The 22,061-nt window shown below is 42.6% G+C and carries 12 protein-coding genes; 1 reads left to right on the top strand and 11 read right to left on the bottom strand.

Going from position 1 to position 22,061, the window contains the following annotated elements; all coding sequences use genetic code 11:
• Positions 1-5: 5 nt before the first annotated feature.
• The 7 genes from J4N22_RS14950 to J4N22_RS14920 form a co-directional block, all read right to left on the bottom strand.
• Positions 6-2,792, bottom strand: a complete 2,787-nt coding sequence (locus tag J4N22_RS14950; protein ID WP_207495884.1) for a glycosyl hydrolase — start codon at positions 2,790-2,792, stop codon at positions 6-8.
• 562 nt (positions 2,793-3,354) lie between these two features.
• On the bottom strand, positions 3,355-4,725 hold the full coding sequence (locus J4N22_RS14945) for a rhamnogalacturonan acetylesterase (RefSeq protein ID WP_207495883.1): 1,371 nt from the start codon (positions 4,723-4,725) through the stop codon (positions 3,355-3,357).
• Between the two features lie 128 nt (positions 4,726-4,853).
• Positions 4,854-5,858 (bottom strand): glycoside hydrolase family 43 protein, encoded by a 1,005-nt coding sequence (locus J4N22_RS14940; RefSeq protein WP_207495882.1) that lies wholly within the window; start codon positions 5,856-5,858, stop codon positions 4,854-4,856.
• Positions 5,859-5,964: 106 nt separating this feature from the next.
• On the bottom strand, positions 5,965-7,353 hold the full coding sequence (locus tag J4N22_RS14935; protein ID WP_207495881.1) for a glycoside hydrolase family 88/105 protein: 1,389 nt from the start codon (positions 7,351-7,353) through the stop codon (positions 5,965-5,967).
• Between the two features lie 108 nt (positions 7,354-7,461).
• Entirely contained in the window at positions 7,462-8,538 is a 1,077-nt protein-coding gene (locus J4N22_RS20160) for a PKD domain-containing protein (protein WP_207495880.1), read from the bottom strand.
• A 49-nt stretch (positions 8,539-8,587) separates the two neighbouring features.
• Positions 8,588-9,883, bottom strand: coding sequence for a DUF4861 domain-containing protein (locus tag J4N22_RS14925; protein ID WP_207495878.1), 1,296 nt, complete (start codon positions 9,881-9,883; stop codon positions 8,588-8,590).
• 9 nt (positions 9,884-9,892) lie between these two features.
• A complete protein-coding gene (locus tag J4N22_RS14920) occupies positions 9,893-11,482 on the bottom strand; it encodes a rhamnogalacturonidase (protein WP_207495876.1) in 1,590 nt (529 codons plus the stop codon).
• A gap of 128 nt (positions 11,483-11,610) precedes the next feature.
• Here J4N22_RS14920 and J4N22_RS14915 point away from each other — a divergent pair, with 128 nt between their 5' ends.
• Positions 11,611-13,050 carry a TolB-like translocation protein gene (locus tag J4N22_RS14915; protein WP_242692244.1) on the top strand — a complete coding sequence of 480 codons (1,440 nt, stop codon included), beginning with the start codon at positions 11,611-11,613 and terminating at the stop codon, positions 13,048-13,050.
• A gap of 246 nt (positions 13,051-13,296) precedes the next feature.
• On the opposite strand, the gene J4N22_RS14910 is transcribed toward J4N22_RS14915, so the two are convergent.
• From J4N22_RS14910 to J4N22_RS14895, 4 genes are all read right to left on the bottom strand, one after another.
• Positions 13,297-15,393 (bottom strand): beta-galactosidase, encoded by a 2,097-nt coding sequence (locus tag J4N22_RS14910; protein ID WP_207495874.1) that lies wholly within the window; start codon positions 15,391-15,393, stop codon positions 13,297-13,299.
• A 158-nt stretch (positions 15,394-15,551) separates the two neighbouring features.
• The gene (locus J4N22_RS14905; RefSeq protein ID WP_207495872.1) at positions 15,552-17,330 is read right to left on the bottom strand and encodes a RagB/SusD family nutrient uptake outer membrane protein; all 1,779 of its coding nucleotides are present in this window, start codon (positions 17,328-17,330) and stop codon (positions 15,552-15,554) included.
• Between the two features lie 51 nt (positions 17,331-17,381).
• Entirely contained in the window at positions 17,382-20,576 is a 3,195-nt protein-coding gene (locus J4N22_RS14900) for a SusC/RagA family TonB-linked outer membrane protein (protein WP_207495870.1), read from the bottom strand.
• Positions 20,577-20,608: 32 nt separating this feature from the next.
• Positions 20,609-22,054: a fasciclin domain-containing protein gene (locus J4N22_RS14895; RefSeq protein ID WP_207495863.1), complete on the bottom strand. Its 1,446-nt coding sequence runs from the start codon at positions 22,052-22,054 to the stop codon at positions 20,609-20,611.
• Positions 22,055-22,061: the final 7 nt, after the last annotated feature.

Raw genomic sequence — 22,061 nt, 5'->3', positions numbered from 1 at the left:
TGAAATTATTTCTTCGCACTTCCTTTTGGATTAGCAATAAAAGGACTTATGGTTACAGGTCCTTCTAACCCTGAAGGTTGCACTTTCCATTTAGAGGCATCAAAACTCTTGTAATCTATATTAACGAAATTGATCTCGTGATACTTCCTCCATTCCATTCCCATCCTGTCCATATACCTAATGCGATTCGCCATCAGATTAGCAACTTCAATGGTGATGGTGTTCTGGCCTGTCTTCAAGTATTTACCAATGCGTGTTTCATAAGGAATGCTCCATAATATGCCCACCTCTTTTCCATTGATGGTAACACGTGCAGATTCATTGACTTTTCCCAATTGCAGTAAATATTCATCGGCTCGTTTTGCAGGTAAATTAAAAGTGGTGGTGTATACGCCTGTTCCTGAAAAATTTTGCGTAGCAGTATCATCAGTAAGATCAGTCCAGTTTTGCAGCTGTTGTAATGTCCTGGCAGCTGGCAAAGATGGACCACCTTCCTTAAAGCTTAGCTGCCACTTGCCTTCAAGATTAAAGGGCAGGTGCAGTGTCTCAAGGTATTTCCATTTAGGAGTTGTAGCAGGCTTTGCTGTAGTTGCTTTTAGATTCAAAGCTTCGCCTGGTTTAATCTGAAGTCTTACATCTGTTGTGTTTCCTTTTTTAGTGAACGCAGCCATGCCTGCATCCCCTGATTGAGGATCCATTATAACTACCGAATTAGCAGCGAACTGTATTGGAAGGTTTGCGTTGATGGTATTGGGTGTATGATTAACGAGGTAATAATATTTACCACCATTCACACTGCGCCTGATGAATTTCAAACCGCTATCCACCAGCACCTCCCTTTTCACACCTGCATACTCCAGCGCCTTCATAACATCTTTGGAAAGAATGATCTTTCCTTTACCCACTACCACTTCACTTAAATCTTTTCCTTTTTGCTGAAAGTTTAAAGTAGCTATTAATGCAGCTAAAGAAGCCCGTTGTTGTTCGTAATGATCCAAACCCGGAACATCAGCAGGCATCTCTTCCAATACTATTATTGCACCTGCATTGGCAAGACGAATGATGTTTTGTAAAGTAGCCACAGGCATCATTTTGCATTTAGAAACCAGCAATACTTTATGAGCCGCACCATTTTTTGAAACCTTTACAATGCCATTAGTAACTGATGCTTCAGACAACATTTTATCAGAAACAAAATCCATGGAATAACCTCGCTCCTGTAACTGCACAAGGTTCTTATAAAAAGGAGTTGGATGCAACCAGTGGTCAATATCATGCACCTTCAGTGGCATGTCTGTTCCCTTGGCATTGTGCCATGCATCATACACAGGCCAGTAAGCCATTATCTCGTTATCAGGTTCACCACTCTGCAGCACACTCTGGCAGCGGGCAATGTAGTTATTCAATCCCTGCAGGTGTGGCCACAAACTATTGTTCGGAACAAAATTCACAGAAGCATAAAACAACCAACCGGGCCATTGTACGTAGTCAGGTGAGTAAGTAGTACCGTGATAAAACACATGATTTACGCCCGATAAAAACACCTGCTCTACCTCTGGCTTACACTGCGCCCAGGATGTTTTAAAATGCTCAGTTAACCAGGTAAATGTTTCTGAAGAAGTGAGTTTATTACCCATAGCATGCGCAGCCGAAGAAGCAAACTTCAGCATGTTAGGATCAGGATCTACATTGCGCACATCTGCACTATCTCTTCGCAAACCAGGGATAGGAAAATAGCTGGAGCCGAAAGTTTCTGTCTCCGGAATATCAAATGCAGCATACAAGTCTAGCAGGTTACCAGGTGAACCATGCGCCTGGTTCAGCGACTTCGTCTTCTTATCATGCGCATACTTCGTGAAGGTTTTTGAGAAATTCTCCAGCATCAGGTCACTCATGGTTTGACGGTAATCACTCTTCACTCTTGCCACTTCCTCACTCGCCACAGTTGATGCCATTTCCCGTAAAAAATATCTTAAGTCATACCCTCTTCTCCTTTTGAATTCATCAAAAAAAGCAGGTGTCCAATCTGCATTATAAACTTCATAACTATCGTTGTAAAAAGCTTTAACACCACGGGCTGTATTGCCAAAAGCAGTATCCCATTTTTTGAAATAGTTTGTCAGCGATGCTTTAGAGAAATGATCAAGCGTATAGCCTTCACCACCAGGTGCAGCACGCTTTACAGCCTGCTTGGTTTTGGAAGAAAAAGCTGCAAACAACTTCCATTCACCTGCAGCAGGTGTCCAATTGAGCGTCCCGTCAGCTTGTACTTTATCAGTAATGTCCAACTTTTCATCCTTGCCATAGGCCATTAGTGCGGTGAGTTTAGCCACATCCTTCTGCCTTGCGTCATTGATGAGTACTTTATCTTTCAATGGCTCACCGGCCTTTACCGTATACTGCTGAATAACCAAGCGCGTAGCTGCATCCTCTGTGGTGACCTGCGGACCACCAATAGGCCAACCCGTACCTACTGAAATATATACACCCATACCTAAACCCGTTGATTGCTTCACCGTATGATCGAGCATCTTCATCCACTGCGGTGACAGGTAGGGTATATACTTGCTCTCGTGGCCTTTAGCACCATAGATTGGCACCACTTCCACGCCTCCAAAACCAGCCTTTTGATAAGTAGACAGTTGAGAACTTATGTTCTTTTCATCCACTGCACTACCCATCCACCACCAGCGCGTCCATGGCTTAGCGGTCTGTGTAATAGCAGGCCATATTTGTGCATGCCCTTGCAGTACCAACACTGATAAAACAAAGGCTATAATTATCTTCTTCATATTTCATTTTTATGTTCCGTACAGTAGTACTTTCATCTACCTCGTTGCAGCCTGCCCCGTCAGTCTTGCGGGGTCGCACACTTTTACGGAATATCTTTATTCAACTTCAGCTTCCATTTTTTTAACCGTCCAAATTTTTTCAAGCACCAATATAATCCACCGTTTGCTTCAATAAAGCTGCAGTTAATTTATCTATACCAGCTTCGCATTCTTGTACCTACCGTGTGGACATATCTTATTGTTTCGATGTTTCATGTTCCATCGGAACATTTAGTGAGTAGAAGAAGTATGAAATATTATTTCCTATCGTTCCGTAGGAACGTCTGGTACTTAAATTCTAGTTACCCTGCACCAGACGTTCCTACGGAACGTCAGATCCAATCAATTGTTCGGTTCCCTACCAACCAAATGTCCCTACAGGACATGCAAAAGATGTGTCTACACGGTAGCTCTTGTACGATATTCCCTTGATTCAAAAGAAAAACAAAAAAAGGATCGAAAATATTTTATCATCGTATTGACTAATCAATTTGTCTTGATTTAATCAATCATTCTAAACCATCTAATTACCATCCGGCTTCATTGTATTTTTTACAGGGCTATCAGGCCAATAAAAAGAATCAAACGCATCTGGTTTTGCAGGATCGAAATCAGGAACACCAGGTTGTAAATATTTAGCTAAACCTAGTTTATTTTCTCTTATGCCCCTGATGATAAGCTTACTGATCTGGTATGCACCAAAAGGAGTGAAATGTGTATTATCTGCCAGGGCTGTTTTTTGTCCAGGATAAGTGTTAGCAGGAAAATGCACGAATGCCTTGATAGATTCGTCAGGCCCCCATGCTTCATACATCGTTTTGCTCATTGCGTTCAGGTCTATCAGGGCAACATTTTCTTCCTTAGCAGTAAGCCTTACTGCAGCCGGATAATCACCTAATGTTTCTGTTATCTTACCATCTTTATCAAAACTTCTTCTTTGCATGGAAGTTACAAGAACAGGTGTTGCTCCTTTCTTTCGCACCTCGTCGATAAAAAATTTCAAATCTTTTTTATAGCTGGTAAATGCACCAATGCCTTCACCTTTTTGCTTCATGTCATTATGGCCAAATTCTACAAAAGCATAATCACCCTTTTTCATCATCGACAACATTTTTTCGAAACGCCTTGCACTGATAAAACTGCTAAGGGATTCACCAGATTCAGCATAATTGGCTACTGCTATTTTGCGTGCTTCAAACGACGCAGGAATGATCTGTCCCCATGCTGCATAAGGTTCTGATGCCTGGTCTACAACGGTAGAATTTCCTGCGAGAAAAACATTGATTACATCACTGGCAGAAGGTGTAATTTCTATAGCTGCCACTTTAGGTGCTTCACCGTTGAACTCTAGCGTAAGCTTATTATCCCAATGATAATAATCCCTTTCACGTGGCTTTATCCTTACCCTGCTATTGTTGGTTTTAATGATGGTATCGCGGAGATTGACCGTGAACTCCAGCGCTCTTACTTCCCCTTGCAGAGTCTGGATTCTATTTACCATCATCCGCCTGCTTTCAGCACGTATTGCTGCATCTGATGTTCCTTCTTTATCACCCAACACCACTTTTACATCATAATTACCTTCAGGTAGTTTTACAGAAAAAAGAAATGGCGTGTCATTGGTAACAAATCCATCTTCTAAAGCATTATTTGATCTACGCTCCACACTCTTCACCGATGATCCATATTCAAATCCATAACCTCTTTCATCAGTGTAAGTGTCACTGGGAATCACCTTAGTGTAGCCAGTCTTTGCCGAAGCGCTAAAGTCGTAGTTATGGTAATTACTGCTTAGCTGTGGAAACTTTTTTGCAGCACAAGCTGAAAAAAGAATTGACAGAACGAGTATATGGGTAAGCTTTACTTTCGTGTTTTTGTCTCTAATCTGATACATCCCTAACTGCTTGCTTTTTTAGTCATTACCGGAAAATTTCTAATCTCAATTTGCAACAAAGCTTACATGCTGTGAAAAGGAAAGAAGGAATTGCAATGATGAGCTTCATACTTTACCCACCTTCAATACTATTGTCTTTTTACTTTTTTAAGCTTACTGGATTTTAAAGCCATTTCGTTGTCGTCTAAATCTTGTCCAAAATCAGGCATGCCATCTTTAGTCCACTTTAAAACCCTGGCTCGGGTATGACGATTAGGGTCATACAACGGTTCGCCTTTGATCTCTTTATAATCACGGGCATGATAAATCATGATATCAGTTTTACCGTCTTCAGCTACTATAAAACTATTGTGTCCCGGACCAAAACGTTTAAGCCCTTCATTGGTATAAAAAACAGGCTCAGGCAACTTGTGCCATGATGCAGTGTCGAGAAGATCTGCATCCTCATGAGCCCACAGTAGTCCTATGGCATAATTTGCATCAGTGGCACTAGCTGAGAAGGTTACAAATACTTTTCCATTGCGAATTATTACAGCAGGGGCTTCATTCACTTTATGACCTCGCAATTCCCATGCATATTGCGGTTCAGAAATAATTGTTTGCTTAACGTCAAGCGTTGTTGGACTGGTCATCTTTGCAATGTACAAGCCTGTATTGACCACCTTAGTGGATGCCCTATCTACCCACAGCATGTAACGTTCTCCTTTATGCATGAAGGTGGTAGCATCAAGGGTAAATTCATCTCTCTTACTATAAATTTGACCTTCCTCTTTCCATTCACCTTTTGTCGGATCTGCAGATGGATTGGACAAGACGTATTTGCGTATTTTCCACTTTTCTTCAGCGGACCCTGCAGCAAAATAAATGTACCACGTCCCATCTATCTGATGGAGTTCGGGAGCCCAGATGTGATTGCCCATGATACCTTTTGAGTGCTTGCGCCAAACTACTACCGGTTGCGCTTCCTTTATGCCATTGATGGTTTTTGAACTACGTATCTCAATACGATCATATTCTGGTACCGTCGCAATAAAGTAATAAATCCCATCAGGCGTTTTCCATACATGTGGATCCGCTCTCTGAAAGGCAATTGGATTGTTGAATTGGTTCTTCTTTAGCTTCTGAGCGTACATGCCAGAATTGCTAAGGATTAACGACAATGAAAGTGTAAGCTTTAGGAGGTTAGTGAACTTCATAGTGCGACTGATGCTGTTGAAAAATATTTCGTCTTTTGCCTTCTCACTTGTTTGCCTTATTCTTCAATTGTAATGAACTATCGTTTATTTCAAAAATATAATTCTTCAGTAGTGTGATGATCTCACCTCCTGCTAACAGCACCGGGCCATAACCATGTGCTGCATAAACATTAATTGGACGATAGTAATAGAAAGCGGGATCGAAAGCCATTCCTGTTCCTACACAAGTACCTTCCACCTGTCCGCGATCATTTACTTTGGTTGCAACAGCATTCCAAGCTAATATAGCAGCAGGTGCATAAGCTTTGGCGTCTATCCAACCTTTGTTGATGGCTCTTGCAAAACAATAAGCATAAATAGCAGTGGCAGATGTTTCCAGATAGCTATCATTCTTATCGATCAATTGGTGCCAAAAACCTTCACCTGATTGGTAAGCTTTCAAACCTTTAGCATGCAGTTGCAATTGTTGCAAAACTGGTTTATATCCAGGATGTGTAGTTGGTAAAACATCCAGTAATTCAACCATTGCCATAATAGCCCAACCATTGGCACGTGCCCAATGATACTGCGGATGTTCTTTCATTTCCTGCACCCAACCATGCATGTACAGGTTGTTGTCTTTATTGAACATCCTTTTAGAAAAAAGCAGTATTTGCTTCACTGCATCATCATAATATTTTTTATCACCGGTAAGCTTGCCCATTTGTGCAATGGCAGGCACACTCATATACAGGTCATCCAGCCAGATGGTATTTGGCTGCGGACGATTTCTTGCCAATGTACCATCGGGTAAACGAAATTCCTTTGTATATACATAATCCACCAAATGATTGACCAGTGGCCTGATCCCTGCATTGCCACCAACCTGCAACGTTTTGATCATAGAAGCAGCAACGGCACCTGCATCGTCTAGTGCATGCGGGCTTACCGGCTGGCGCAATGGATTATTTGCTTTTGGAAATTTTGCATTTAGCTCCTTAAAGTGCGGGTACGCATTAGCAAGAAAATTTACACGCTCTCTTGTGTAGTTGGTGTAGCGTTCATCACCGGTTGCTTCGCCTACCAGCAACATAGCCGAATAGGTAACACCCCACTCGTAGCTGGTAAGCCTGAAATCCCCCTGCTTTAAAACAGTGTTCGTATCAATGCTGCTGAAGTTGTAAATATTTTGATTGGTACGGCGATCTATCAATTGTGCAGGTGTTACTTCATCCAGGTAAGTATAAACCCTGTCAAGTACCTTTTTAACTGTATCAATGGCAGGTGCGCCGTACGGTATTTTATAATCCGGCTTCAGTAAATGAAGTGGTGTAGTAACATCATTTGTTTTTACCTGCGCCCGGGAATAGAAAACGAAAAGTATAGAAGCTGCAGCTGCAAAAAATAAACGACAAGAAGGTAAAGTTGAACGAAGAAGTTTTTGAACTTTCATAAGCAAATAGGCAATCATTGAAAATGCGGTACGCCTAAAAGTAGAAATTGACAATTACCTTTTCGTCCTGTTCCATCCTGCTGCTAATCTTAACGATAAAGCAGTGAGCTATTTTACCGCCACATCCCAAACTTTAGCCATGCGCGATTTACCAGCGGGACCTTCCACCCATAGCGTTACAATGTACAAACCTGCTTTATCATATACATGTGTCGGATGTTGTTCAGTAGAAGTTTTTCCATCACCAAAATCCCATTTCCAGGAAGTGATAGCGCCGCCTGATTCATCAATGAAAGAAACAAGCCGGCGGTTCATATCAACAACTTTAAATGACCATTGCGCTTCTATTGGCTTCTTAAACTGTGGCTCCAAAGGCATCAGCTTAAAAGGCAACAGGTAAGAGGCATTGCCATACATTGTATGTTCTTTTGAAAGATTCCAAAAGCCATTGTTGCCTTTTGCATTCACATCATCATAGTCTATGATTGCCCAACTCATGCCGATGTTCTTGTTCTCATGAAGGACAGATTCTACAGCACGGCTGGGACCTTCAGCCCCTGCATAATCAAAAGGCGTGATCCAAAACTCGAGCACCAGCCGCCCAGAGTCGCCTGGCTTAAAGTTGTAATCGTAAGCAGCATTGGCATAAGGCAGATCTTTTATCCACGGCTGGCTGCCCCACGCCAGCGCCCAATCCTTGCCTACAGCTGGTGTAAAAATGTGGTAGTTCTGCGCATGCACACCATGAAATGAAAAGTAAGCATCCATCGGGCTGAGCGTTTTGTTTGGGTGAAAACGATCAATAAGTGGTCCGCCTGATTGATCTCCATCTACTACTATTTCAAAAATATCATTGTGCAGATCTGTCAAAGAAAAATCCCAATAATCATCAAACGCTTCATACAAAAAGTACAACCTGTTCATGCCTTTCACCCAACCTACTTTCACCTTCACATCCAGGTTCTTTGGGTTTGCATTCACATGCTTTTTACTATCATCCCACAGTTGATCCATGCCAACGGTATAGCTCTCCGGCACTATATCCCAGTCAGATTTTTTACCATCAATGGTGGGTATAGCATTAGCAGGAAATTTGAATATTTTATAACTGCGATCATCCTGCGCATGAATACTTATACCAGGTAAAATGAAAATGAACAGCAATAGGTAAGAAACGATTTTCATGATGTGCTATAAGAGATGATCAACTAGTGTAGGAAAAGTAACAGCTTATTTACTTAACTGAAACTTTTATTTCAGCAGCTAGCTGTTGTGCTAATTGCACCACGTAGTTCTTAAAATATGCTTCTTCTTTAAAACCTGCGTCGCTTAGCTCCCAGCCTGCAACTGAATAATAAGTAACTGGCGCTCCATTGGTCACTTTCAATTTCGCTAAAAATGTATTGGATAGTTTACCCGTCTTTGGAGCACGTATAAATCCATTATAAGCCTTGGCAGGTACAATAAGCGCAAGGCCGAGCCACCACTCTTTGTTGTAGCTATGCTTATCATGCGAAACCAGCGCCACCCAATCATTACCAACAGGCACTACCAATGGATCCTTCCCAGTGTTGATCTTCACTATACCTATTCCTAACTCTTCACCACCTTCTAAGTTGGATACAACAACCGTATTCTTATAGGCGTACATGCCAGGCGTTATGCTCACTGTTTCCTGCAGGTCATAATGCCTGCCTGCTGCAGGTGTCCAATGTTCGTACCTGAACTTCATCATAGATCGTACAGGGCCTTCGGTAAGGATATTGAAATGCGTTTGCGCCACATTATTTACTGAATCATCAACAGTTACACCCAAGCGAAACAACTGGTCGCCTTGAACCAAAGCAACACCACCTATACCAACAGAGTTGCCTACAGCCAGTATATCTCTCCCCCACTTTTCCATTACATGGTAATTGTCTTCTACTTCACCCTTTGCATTGATGCCTACATCCTCTGGCGAAATTTCAGGTACCAATTTTCCAAATACATCTTTCGCATTTCTTCCGTCCAGGTAGTGGCGAAAACCTACTTTATCATTCTCCCATGTAGGACCATCTGTTTGATAACGCTGGAAGCCGATGCTCTTTGGCAGATCGCGTCTATGCACTACTTCGCTTGAAGCAGGTTGAACAGGCTCTGTTGCTTTCATGCGTTTTCCAAAGCGTACACTTGTACGTGGCTTATAAACCGGCTGCACTCCCGTCCATTGCAATGTGAAAGTAGTGCTGCTGTTAGCCGGAAGATTCGCTACGAAAAACAATTCATCCCATTGATTGTCTCCATCCACGTCGTCCAGTTGTACGGGAATGGTATCTTTTGCAGCTGATAACAACAGCGGGAATTGTCCTGCAGAAACATTACGTAAGCTGGCCCTGTTAACGGCCACTGGTTTATCAACCAAAGCAATGGAAGAGGAATTACTGACAACGATCCTTTGTACCTGTTGGCTGCTGTTTATGCGGCTACCAGTGCAACCAATCAACAATGTGACCGTTGTAATCAAACCAATAGAAAATGCTTTCAGCATGTAAAATATTTAGAAGGTTAGCTTGTCGGTTTTTGTAATGATCCTGTTAGGGATTCCCTTCACCTTATCCAGTTGCAACTGCTGTACATTTTTTAGGTTGAACAACGGAGCATTGCCTGCCTTCTGTGCTTTTACATTGAATAACGAAGCGCCATTCACATCATCCATAATGAAGGCAGCACGTGTTTCTTTTCCTAAAAAAGAGATCTCTACATTATTCAGTTCTATATTTTTTACATGGCGAATGAAGAAACCATATGCAGGTAGCACACCAAATTTTTGCGGCTCAGGATAGCTCCTCTCGTACTCAGGTACTGTTGTTTGAATAGTATGTGCAGGAGAGTCAATAGGCCTGTAGTAAATCCGGATGTTATTGAATTTTACATCTTCTATTTCATTGTTTGGCAAACCAGAAATTAGTGTAGAAAAATGAGAGTCTGCATTGTGTACAACTACGTTGCTGATCATTACCCTGCGAAGCTTACCTATGGCTACACCTTTTGGTCCACGCATTCTACCACCTAATCGTAAAAAGAAAGGCGAATTTACGATATCGCGCATGGTGATGTTGGTAATGGTTACATCTTCCAGTAAACCTCCATCTACTGTTTCCAATGCAAGACCGCGGCAATAATCAAACACGCAGTTGGAGATCGTGATGTTCTTAAATCCTCCATTTGATTCAGTTCCAAATTTTATACGACCTGTTGGTCCTTCCTGGTCGGGCACCTGGTTGAATTGCTTGCGCTGGTATGTACCATTGTGCAGCGTTCCCAAATCATATCCACTTACCTGGCAATTGGTGATGGTAACATTTTGTGTAGGACGTGCATATCCAAGTGCAAAAGAACTTTTCAAACATATTGCATCATCATAAGGTGAATTTATGGTGCAGTTGGAAACACGAACGTTCTGGCAACAGTCTATATCTATACCATCGCGGTTGGTATCCATCTTCAAGTTATCAATGGTAAGATTATCTACACCGGTTGCCAGTATACCAAAATGTCCGCCATTCAGTATGGTAAAATCTTTCATGATCACGTTGCGGCAAAGCTTTAAAGCAATGGCTTTATTAGCGCCTCCCTCCCACATGAATACACCTGCGTTCACGCCTATTTTTTCCCAACCTTCATTCCTGTAAAAACCACGGCTAAGCCCTTTACCCCAGATTGTGCCAGGTCCCAGTATAGAAACATTCTCCAGGTTCTCGCCCCATATTAGGCTGTTGTGCCAATGGCTGTGTCCATAGTCCTGATACTTATTGCCCGGCCCGGGATCAGGTGCATCGTACCTTCCACCATCACTTGAGTCTGCTGCTATTATAGTACTGCCCTGGTCGAGGTATAAAGAGATGTTGCTTTTAAGCCGAATGGAATAACTGAGATATTTTCCTGCAGGAAAAAACACTGTACCTCCGCCTGCTTTCACAGCTGCTTCTATCGCATCATTGATGGCTTTTGTATCTAGTGTTTTACCATCACCTACTGCACCATAAGAACGAATGTTTTGAAATGAACTTTGTTGTTGTGCTGATAGAGTAGATAAAGAGAATACTGCTAGCAACAGCAACACTACTTGAATGAAAGGTTTCTTCATCTGGCAATTCTTGTTTAGGCGAAACTACTTAAAGCAAAATGGAAAGCAGGCCATCTCAGGATGCAGCAGGATGCTTTATAAATATGAACACCGTATCATGCAATTGATCTCATTTTAATCATTGCCATATGAAATTTTCACGCTTCTATTCCATAGCTACTGCTTGCTGCATTTTGCTGTTCACTATTTCATCATCAGCACAGATAGGTAAAAGATTTCCCTCTGAACGAAAAGTGATAAAAGATCCTGTAACAGGCGCTCGTCTTACCTTTCTCACATCCTCGCAAGGTGGTGATGCTAAAATATATCCAACGCACAACCAATGGACGGCTGATGGTGAATGGCTGATTTTTAGAAGCAGCAGGGTGCGCGGCGAAGCAATGGCAGTAAATGAGAAAACTGGCGTGATGGTGCAGGTAAGTGAAGGAGGCTATACAGGCATGCTGAACATTGCAAGAAATTCCATGAAGCTGTATTTCATGAGAACACCGCCAAGAGATACTACTATACGCCGTATGCGTGAAGCTGCTCCACTACAAGACTCAGCCAGGAATGAAAATGACACGATGCGCCGCCGCTCCTTCCCTGGTGTACCGGTACAGATCATTGAAGTAGATCTTGCAAAAGTATTTGCTGACAGCAAGTCTGGAAAGATGCAGGATGCAAGCGTGTATCAACGTGTTTGCGGCACTACTCCAGCCTCTATGGGCGCTGGTGGCGATATGGCTTTGGATGGAGATGAAGAATGGGCTTACTTTAGAATAGGCACACAGGAAGCAGCACGACATTTACCTGCTGATGTAAAACTGGAAAGCAACTTTGGGCCACGTAATATGGGCGCAGGTCCATCGGGTATAGCTGCTATGAATATAAAAACCGGTGCTATTAAACATGTGGTGTCGGTGCCATTCCAGGTGGGGCATATTCAAACCAATCCCTGGGAGCCGGGTGAGATCGTCTTTTGCTGGGAAACAGGCGGCAAATCGCCACAACGTACATGGACTGTAAAATCTGATGGAACAGGACTTCGTCCTTTATATCCAGAAGCAGAATACGAGTGGGTAACACACGAAGCTGTTATTACAAAAGATGAAGTAGCAATGGCTATCATGGGTCATCGTAAAATACCGGGAACAGAGAATACAGGTGTTAATGCAGCAGGCACTCCGGTATCAGGAGCTAATCCAGGGCAGGAAGCCGCATGGGGTCCATCGGGTACACGTGAAAAGCCTACAGGCTTAGCCATTGTAAACTTAAGAACAAGAGAAATGACAATAGCCGCGCAAACACCTTCTGGCAGTGGTCTATGGCATGTGCATGGTTCGCATGATGGCCGCTTTGCAGTGGGTGATGATTTCTCAAGAAGAATTTACCTGATAGATCGCAAGACAAGAGAAATGATTATGCTTACTGCTGGTCATAAAGTAACAGCATCCGATCACCCGCATCCTACTTTCAGTCCTGATGGAACAAAGATCCAGATACAATCAGCCATGCTTTCAGCTGATAATAAATCGATGAATATTTGTATTGTTCATGTGCCGAAGAAATGGCTGAAGCGGAAGTAGTGCTGAATTAAACCACTACGGTAGTCTCTAAGACTACCGTAGTGTAGTTCAAATTTTAAAGACTACCGTAGTTTCATATAGCTCGGTGAAAATCAACAAGCACCATTTGCTCCTACGGAGCAAGAAGGTTTATTATTTATTGTTTGCTACCTACCTGTTGCCCCTACGGGGCACTATTCGTAGCCAAATACTACGGTAGTTTTTTAAGAATACCTAGTGTCAAAGACTACCGTAGTGTAGTATAAATTAATCCTTCCAAACAACCACGCTTGCAGGCTGCATTGTTTTACTTCCAATGAGGACTTTGCCTTTGGCTGGCATGGCCACATTATAAGCAGCACCTGAATAATTAACGCCTACCCAAAAGCCATCACGCCAATCTACCATCACACCTTCAGGATAATCTTCTATAGCAATTCCGGCCTGCATATATACCCTTGCAAGAACAGCTTTTTCAAGGGCGCCATCATCGGTATCAGGACCCACATAAGTAACTGTTCCTCTACCCATCTTGCGATGCGTTACAGCCACTTTACCTGCATAATATTGATTGGTATAGGTAGCCCATGTTTCTGTACCTGCCATAGGCTCTAGCACATCTGCCCAGTTGTTCCATTTATAGTTTGCCGTACCAGCTTTGATAGTTCCCTGTACACTATCAGGCAACAGGTCATAAAAAGAAACTTTAGCTCCAATCAAATCATAGATAGGTTCAGCCCATTTCATTTCCCAAAGCTTTCCTGTCCTGTCTTTTTGCCCGGTGCGGCTTGATAAAACAAGGTGACCACCATTCTGCACATATTGCTTCCAACGAGCGACAAGGTTTGCATCCAGCAGTTGATAAGCCGGCGCTACCATAACAGGATAATTTGAAAAATCCTTCTCTTCTGTGATCACATCAACAGGTGCACCAAATTGTTTGAGTGCGACATAATACCGCTTCAGGTGAGCCATAAAATCCCATTGATTTGTCTGCGGCTGGTTGTCCATTTCCCACCTGTTGTCCGGGTTATATAAAACAGCTGTCCACCTTTTTTTATAAGCTGGTGGCATGGTAGCATTGGCATCGTAATGCTTCTTCAGCGTGTTGATTTCGTTGATAACTTTTATATACTCCAACCCACTTGTACTAGGCGTAACACCATCAGTTCCTATGATTCCATAGTGGTATTGTTCACCACCGGTAAGCGGTTGCTTGAAACGATAGTTACATACGAACTTATTGCCTCCGGCGAAGGCGTGCCAGATCCACATACGCACTGCACCGGGAAGTGGTTGTGCATTGAACTTACCCCAGTTAACCTGTCCCGGTTGCAGCTCCATTACCCCTGTTGTTCCATTCAACGAGCGGAACAGGTCGTTAGCAAAAGCAATACTGGTGGCAGAGCCCATTCTAAAACCTTGCGGGCCGGTGCCTTTGTCGTAGCCTGCAACCAAATATTTAGTGTAGGTAACAAAATCGAGGCTATTAATCCTGGTTGGATCAACCTCTACGTGCTCAGGCATCAGGTTGGTTGTGATCCATTGCGTAGGCAAAATATGCTTGCGCAAAATGTTGTACTGGAGCCCAAGAAATTCATTGGCTTCATCGGCTGAAAAACGTTTGAAGTCTAATACTGCATGGGGACTTGGTTGTGCTATCAGTTCTTTTTGATTTGGAATAAGCACCTGCTCAAAGTTGTTGTACCGTATGCTCCAGAAAGCAGTGCCCCATGCTTCATTCAGTTTGTCAACAGTTTTATACTTTGCCTGCAGCCATTTGCGAAAGCTTATTTGCGCAGCAGGGCTATAATCGTATTGCCCGTAATGCGAAGGCTCATTGTCAAGCTGCCAGCCCCATATGCGCGTGTCTTTACCATAATGTTTTCCTATTGCTTCTACCATGCGTTCTACGTATTTTTTATATACCGGGCTCGACCATGATATATGCTGCCGCGAGCCATGTTGCATGGTTCTGCCTTCTGCATTTACCATCAGTATCTCAGGGTGCTTTTGCACCATCCATGCTGGTGGTGTAGGTGTAGATGTACACATGATCACTTTGATCCCATTCTTATGAGAAAGTTCAACTGCTTCATCCAACCAGCTGAAATCAAACTTGCCATCTTCCGGCTCAATGAATGACCAGGCAAATTCTCCGAAGTGTGTAAAATCAAAACCTACTTCAGCCATCTTCTTTATATCCCGCTCCCAGTATTGCCGTGGCCACTGTTCAGGGTAATAATAAGAGCCAATGGTCATCAGGTCTGCTTTAGGAAAAAAGCGATCTGCAGATTGTGCATTTATTCTTTGAAGATTAACCAATGCTATGATGGCGAGTAAAAGGCTATTTAGATTCTTCATTTTCATCTATAGTTTCATTTGGTCATGTAAGTGATAAGACTATTGTTTGTTATGTAGAAATGCATTTGAATATCATCAACCACCAAAAGCAGGCGCTAATAAAAAATCCTGTTTACCACGGGCAAACAGGAGTAGTTTATCAAAACAAACGCTAACAATTATTGTAGTTTGAAAGGCAGGAACCAATCACGGGTCATCAGCTTTGCCCTTACAGCAGCAGGGTCACCTACACCATCTTTTCTCATTCTATCGTAAACTTTATCAGCAATAACAGATGGATCGTTTCTCCTGATAGCAATCCTCAAAAGATCACTCCAGCGATTACCTTCAAATGCAGTCTCTAATGCAGATTCGTTTAACAAGCCGATTTCATTTTGACTAATACTATCAGCCACACTTGTAGCACTTAAAGAATAGTTAATCAGGTTTGCCCTTGCACGAATACCAATGTTGCGGTACCATTCGCCACGGTAGTAAGGTATCTCCCCGTTCCTTGCATCAAAATTAAATGGTGCCGGCAGATCAAGCGTATTCTGCCAAATCGTTTTATCTGGTGTATTGGCTGGTGACTGGTACACATTTGGAATTCCATTGTTATATAAAGCGTACGCTAGTTTAGGATAACCAGCCCTGTTAGCAGCCTCTGCAAAACGAAGATGTAAATGGGCCTGCCTGTAAAGGAACCAACGACCATTTTTATTGAACGGGTTAATGGTGGTAAGGGATCCTGGATGTACATAGTTAGTAATGAACTTCATGATAGTAGGCTGACCAGAAACATTCCTTACTGATATGAGTTTTCGTGCATCGAAAGGAATACCGGCTGTACCCACTGTCAATGAAGACGAAACGGTCATTGCAGCTTGTTGTTGCCTGTTCCAGTTATCCATGATCTCCTCAGAGGCTGTAACCTGGTAACTTCCACCAACTGGTGAGAACAAGTTGATCAATGGATTAGCGGGCTTAAACCTGCTATCATAAGGCAATGCCCAGATTATCTCTCTATTGAACCTATCATCTGTTGCAAAAAACCATGATCCCCATCCATTCTCATAATTAAGTGTACTTACATCTCCGGCACGTCCATAACTGATATACATGTTGGCTGTACCCCAACCATTCTTATACTGAGTATAGTAATTATCGTTTACTGTACCTGTAGTGGCGGTTTCCATTACCTGCCTGTAATAAGTTGCAGCTTTCTGGTAATCACCTTTCCATAGGTGAAGGTCACCCAATAAAATTCTTTTGTTGATGAAGAATTTAGAAGTTGGATAACCATCTAATGTTACGTTCAATGATGCACCTATAGCTGCACCAACAGCAGGAGGATAATCTCCTTTGAAAGGAATGGCATCAGTGAATTCAACCAATGAGTCGATCAGCTGAGGCAGCTCAAGCTTAGGAAAACGGTTGATATCATTTAGGTCAGCCAGGTTTTCTAACGGCTGCGTAATGTACGGTACACGGCCATAGTGAATACCCAACTGCAGGTATAGGAACGAACGCAGGCAAGCTATATCAGAATAACGCTGGTTAAATTCATCTACACCCAAAGTATTCTTCTGGCGCATGATAACGAAGTTCTTCAGAACGTCATTACAGTTATTGATCAGCTCGTAGAACGGGCGTGGGTTTGCATAAGGATTATCTGCACTTACTGTATGCGTACTCAACTGGCGCAGGCTCTCATCAGCATTCATGGTAAACTTCATCAGGTCGGCACGCAGTTCATTCAGCACAATATACCTGTCAGAAAGGCTCATGAACTTGCCGTACAAACCAATAACAGCAGCATTGGCATCGTATACATCCCTGTACATCTGAGACGCGTCCAACTGTGTTTCAGGCAGCTGGTCAAACTGTTTCTTACAAGAAACAATACTTGCTGCTAAAAGTGTTACGAGGAGTATTTTCTTTATTTTGATTGTCTTCATTTTACAAATCGTTATGTAGTTTCAAACAGCTTCTATTCTTGTGGTGATGGTTTATAAACCTAGCCTTACACCAAGGGTAACATTTCTGAATTGAGGATCAAGGCCTGTATCAACCGACTGAGAAAATATGCTTGGCGATACGCTGAATTCAGGATCGTAACCTTTGTACCTGGTAAGGGTAAAGATGTTGCTGCCTGTAAGGTATACTGTTGCATTTCTCAGGAAACCTTCATCCTTCATTGGTATGTTGTACTGCAATGAAATATGACGCAGGCGGAAATAAGAACCATCTTCTATCCAACGATCGCTGAAGCGGTTGTTGCCTTGTGGATCGCCCCATGTAGCTTTTGGCATGTTGGTTACATGACCCTGGCCACGCCACCTGTTGTTTACACTCAGCAATTGGTTTTCTACACCACTTGCAGACTCGAGCCTGTAGCGTAAGTAATTGTATACATCGTTGCCCTGGCTAAAGGTGAACAACATATTCAGCTCAAAGTTTTTGTAAGAGATCCTGTTATTGAAACCACCAACCACTGTTGGATTAGGATTGCCTATTACTGTACGGTCATTCTGATCAATGATCTTGTTGCCGTCCCTGTCAATGAACCTTACATCACCACCTTTGAATGGAGCAAGGCTACCATCTGCATTCCTGGTAGATAAGCCGGAAGCAGCAGCTTCAGCATCGGTAGCAAAAACACCATTGGTAGTGTGACCAAAGAACTGGTTAGCTGGCTGGCCAACAGCAGTAAGAATGGTACCATTTGCAAACTGTGTCTCAAAACGATCATTAGGCACTGCAAGAACTTTGTTCTTGAATGTAGATGCATTTACTCCTGCATCCCATTTGAATTTCTTCGTGTTTATTACCCGCACATTCAATCCAGCTTCTGCACCGGTTGTTTGCATGCGGCCGCCGTTGTTCAGCACATGCTCAAAACCACTGATGGTTGGCAGGGGCTGGTATACCAGCATATTGTTTGTCTTATTCTGGTAAGCATCAAAACTTAAACTAACACGCTCATTCCAGAAAGCAAGGTCAAGGCCAAGATTTGCTTTGATAACAGTCTCCCATTGAATGGCAGGATTACCTATACCAGCACGTACCAGACCTTGTGAACCTAACAGGTTCTGAGAAGTGTATGTACGCCTGTTGTTGTAGTTACCAATATCATCGTTACCGGTGACACTATATGTAGCTCTTAGTTTTAAAAGATCGATTGGTGCAGTGGCCATAAACTGCTCTGAAGAAATCAACCAAGCTGCTCCTACTGAAGGCATAACAGCAAACCTGTTTTTGCCTATACCTATACCGCCAGTAGCTTCTTTACCAAACCTGGAAGAGCCATCCATAGCAGCATTGAATGTGAGGAAATACCTGTTCTTATAACCATAGTCAGTACTGAAGTAAACGTTCATCCAGTTCCAGTTGCCTGTACCACCACCTACCTGGCGCAGTGTAGCTAAACCATTTTGCACACTTACAAGATCGTCTGTAGCTGAGTTGAAAGACAAAGCATAATCCTGCTCTGCATTGTTCATCTGGTAGCGTACGCCAACTCTTGAGCCAAGGCTATGTTGACCGGTGAAGGTCCTGTTGTATTCTAAACGTGTATCGTTGTAAATAGAGAACAAACGCTTCACTTGTGTACCCATACGATTTTGTACCAGGCCATTTGGAAGTGTATCTTTTGCTACGCCTTTCTGCGGAACGAAGAAATTCTCACGCACCTTATCGAACACCACACCTACACGGGTGCTGGCTGTTAAGTAGTTGTTGATCTCATACTTAAATTGGAATGAACCAAAGAAACGGTAGTACTTATTGTACGCCTGCATCTTTTCTATAATGGTAGAAGGATTGGTTATTCCCAGTGTATCCCTGTCAGATAAGTTTGGCGACTCCACACCATTGTCATTCACATCTTTACTATGTAAGAATGGAGCTTTGGTAAGTGCAAGAAACAAAGGAGCTGTGTTATCAGCTATACCCTGGTCTTTCAGGTTTTGCTCGTTGTAAGCAAACGAAAGATTAGCTGCACCGGTGAACTTTCTTGTGAAGTTGAAGTCAGCATTGAACCTGGTGTTATACCTGGAAATATCTGTGGTTCTGATAATGCCGTTGTTCTTGGTAAAGCCCATACTCAAACCATAAGTAGCTATGTTATCACCTCCTGTTACTTTCAGGTAGTAGTTCTGGTTGGTGCTATTGCCCAATACATTTCTTTGCCAGTTGGTATTGAAACGATAACGTGCGTATTGAGGATTTTGAGGATCATCAGTCATGTAAGGCTGCGCCATTATCTGTGCAGGTGTCATTCCCCTGCTCTGCAATATCTCACTTAAATAAATACGGTAATCAGCAGCACCCATTACAGGTAAATTCTGTGGCGCTTCGTTGAAGCCGGTAAAGGCACCAAAGTCAATTCTTGTAGCCTGTGTACGTGCCCTGATAGTGGTGATGATGATAGCTCCATTTGCTCCCTTTGTACCATAGATGCTGCTCGCATCTTTCAGTACAGTGATGTTGTCAATATCTTTTACATCTATCAAAGCCAATGGATTTACAGCATGATTTGCAATGATGCTGTTACCATATTCATTGGCATCAAAAAGCATATCATCTACAATGATCAAAGGCTTGTTGGTTCCATATAAAGAATTGTAACCACGTAAAAACATATTAGCTCCTACACCAGGTGCTCCTGAACGACGAATAACATTTAAACCAGCTATACGTCCTTGTAACAGCGCATCCGGCAGTTCGCTTGGCTGAGCCCATGTAGTAGTAGCATTGTATTGCCCAACGGCAGCTGTTACATCTGTTTTATTTTTTGGACCGAAAGGCATGGTCACTTTTTCATCGAAAGATTCGTGTGCTTCATCCAGCAGCGCAACACGAATAGAGCTACGACCTTTTAAAGGAACACGGCGCGTATCATAGCCTTCGCCTTCTACCGTTACCATAGCAAACAGGGAAGGCACTTTCAATTTGAAACTACCATTGGCATCGGTAAGTGCTGCTGAAAATCCTTCAACTTTTACACGAATGCCTGTAATGCCTTTATAGGTTGCTGCATCAGTAACAGAGCCAGTGATAACAATACCTTTAGCACTGGTACTCTGGTTCACAACAATTGTATCATTACCAGTGCGGGTGTCTTGTGCTTTCACAGTTCCAAGCATCAGCACCAGCATGGAAGCACATAAAATCTTTTTACCGGGTTTTCTTATTATCAGCATTGTAATGGTATAAAATCTAAAATAGAGATGGGTTATAAAACAGGCTCGAACCTTACATAATCTAACACTATCAGGTTAAGGCTGGCATTGGTAGAATTATCTGCGGTAAGGAATACCTGTAACAATGGTTGAAAACTGGTTAATGTAAACTCACCTAAATACACTTCATCGTATACATTTGGATTAACGTTCACATAAGGAAGTATGGTAGAAGTAGCAGTACCTATACCTATCTTTTGCTTGAAAACTCCCGTAATACCGTTGATGTTATCATTTAAAGCTACCCAGTAAGCCTTGTATTTTAGTGAAGGAACATTACGCACATTGTAGCCGAGGTTGAACAGTGCCAATCCATGTTGGTAAACTAATACGTCCCTGAACTGGCGACCAGTTACCGGGTTCATCTTATCCCTGAAATAGGTATTACCTGCCCTGTTGGCTGAACTGAAACTATAGCTTTCACCTTGTACAATGATATCTTTAAACTTACCTTTTGGTGTAACAGGAAGACTGCTCATTACATGCACAATACCATTGCTCACTTTAATAGACTGAACAATCTTTGTCCTGTCTATACCCACTTTGGTATTAAACTTAGAGATCAAAGTATCCGGAAGAGCGTTAGGTAAATAGTACCCTTCGAAAGCAAGGTCTTTAACAACCTCGAAGCTGGCAAGATTGGTGGTGCTGTCAGCTGTTCCGGTAGCAAAGTATGGTTTGAACTTGTTTACCTCTGCATCCCATGCTGCATCTGCCATTACAAAAAATGTGTATTGTTTTCTTTCATCACGCAGGTCATATACATTGTTCCAGAAAACATTGGTACGAATAGAATCAGTACCAGGCTGGTAAACAGGCAGGCCTGTATTTGGATCAACTCCTATCTGAACCGCTGTAGCAGGATTGAAAACATTTCTGAAAATAGATAACAGGTAGTTCTTTTGAGCAGCCGGTACTGTAGCATTTGTTTCTAACAGCTGCCATACGTTAGGCAATGCAGGAAGCATCTTGTCAACAATATGCAGCATACCATTTTTTGCATAACGATCAGCAACAGTGATGTTGGCATCTTCCAGCAATCTGCCATTCATATTGTTGTACTTGCCATTAAGCATTTGTATGCGCTGTGCTCCCGTACCTGCAGTGGTTGTATACACCAGGTTGGTAATGTGGTTACCTACAAATGCTCTCAAACGTGCACTATCCGCTACTATAGCCGGGTCAAGAGAAGCCAGGGCAGCATTAACCGGTGCAAAAACAGTGAACGTTCTTGAGCTGGAAATAACCTGGTCGTAACCTGATTTTCTTAGCAGGTCTGTAAATGTGCTCAGGTCTCCGTTCTCGCTTATTTGCTGGAATAGATCCTTACCTGCCATAGCATCTGTAATGGCATTATGATCATCCCACTTTTTACAGCTGCCCAGGAATACAGCTGCAAAGAACAGTGAAAAAACTACCTTATAGAATTTGATATTCATCATCATT

The organism is Aridibaculum aurantiacum (assembly GCF_017355875.1).
Classification (GTDB): Bacteria; Bacteroidota; Bacteroidia; order Chitinophagales; family Chitinophagaceae; genus Segetibacter; species Segetibacter aurantiacus.
The sequence above is the reverse complement of the archived record's forward strand: the minus strand, read 5'-3'. Positions and strand labels throughout refer to the sequence as shown.

Coding starts and splice junctions, on each gene's coding strand:
- J4N22_RS14910 (WP_207495874.1), bottom strand. CDS start 15,393: ATGAAGAATCTAAATAGCCTTTTACTCGCCATCATAGCATTGGTTAAT.
- J4N22_RS14905 (WP_207495872.1), bottom strand. CDS start 17,330: ATGAAGACAATCAAAATAAAGAAAATACTCCTCGTAACACTTTTAGCA.
- J4N22_RS14920 (WP_207495876.1), bottom strand. CDS start 11,482: ATGAAGAAACCTTTCATTCAAGTAGTGTTGCTGTTGCTAGCAGTATTC.
- J4N22_RS20160 (WP_207495880.1), bottom strand. CDS start 8,538: ATGAAAATCGTTTCTTACCTATTGCTGTTCATTTTCATTTTACCTGGT.
- J4N22_RS14940 (WP_207495882.1), bottom strand. CDS start 5,858: ATGTACGCTCAGAAGCTAAAGAAGAACCAATTCAACAATCCAATTGCC.
- J4N22_RS14950 (WP_207495884.1), bottom strand. CDS start 2,792: ATGAAGAAGATAATTATAGCCTTTGTTTTATCAGTGTTGGTACTGCAA.
- J4N22_RS14900 (WP_207495870.1), bottom strand. CDS start 20,576: ATGCTGATAATAAGAAAACCCGGTAAAAAGATTTTATGTGCTTCCATG.
- J4N22_RS14895 (WP_207495863.1), bottom strand. CDS start 22,054: ATGAATATCAAATTCTATAAGGTAGTTTTTTCACTGTTCTTTGCAGCT.
- J4N22_RS14915 (WP_242692244.1), top strand. CDS start 11,611: ATGAAATTTTCACGCTTCTATTCCATAGCTACTGCTTGCTGCATTTTG.
- J4N22_RS14945 (WP_207495883.1), bottom strand. CDS start 4,725: ATGTATCAGATTAGAGACAAAAACACGAAAGTAAAGCTTACCCATATA.
- J4N22_RS14925 (WP_207495878.1), bottom strand. CDS start 9,883: ATGCTGAAAGCATTTTCTATTGGTTTGATTACAACGGTCACATTGTTG.
- J4N22_RS14935 (WP_207495881.1), bottom strand. CDS start 7,353: ATGAAAGTTCAAAAACTTCTTCGTTCAACTTTACCTTCTTGTCGTTTA.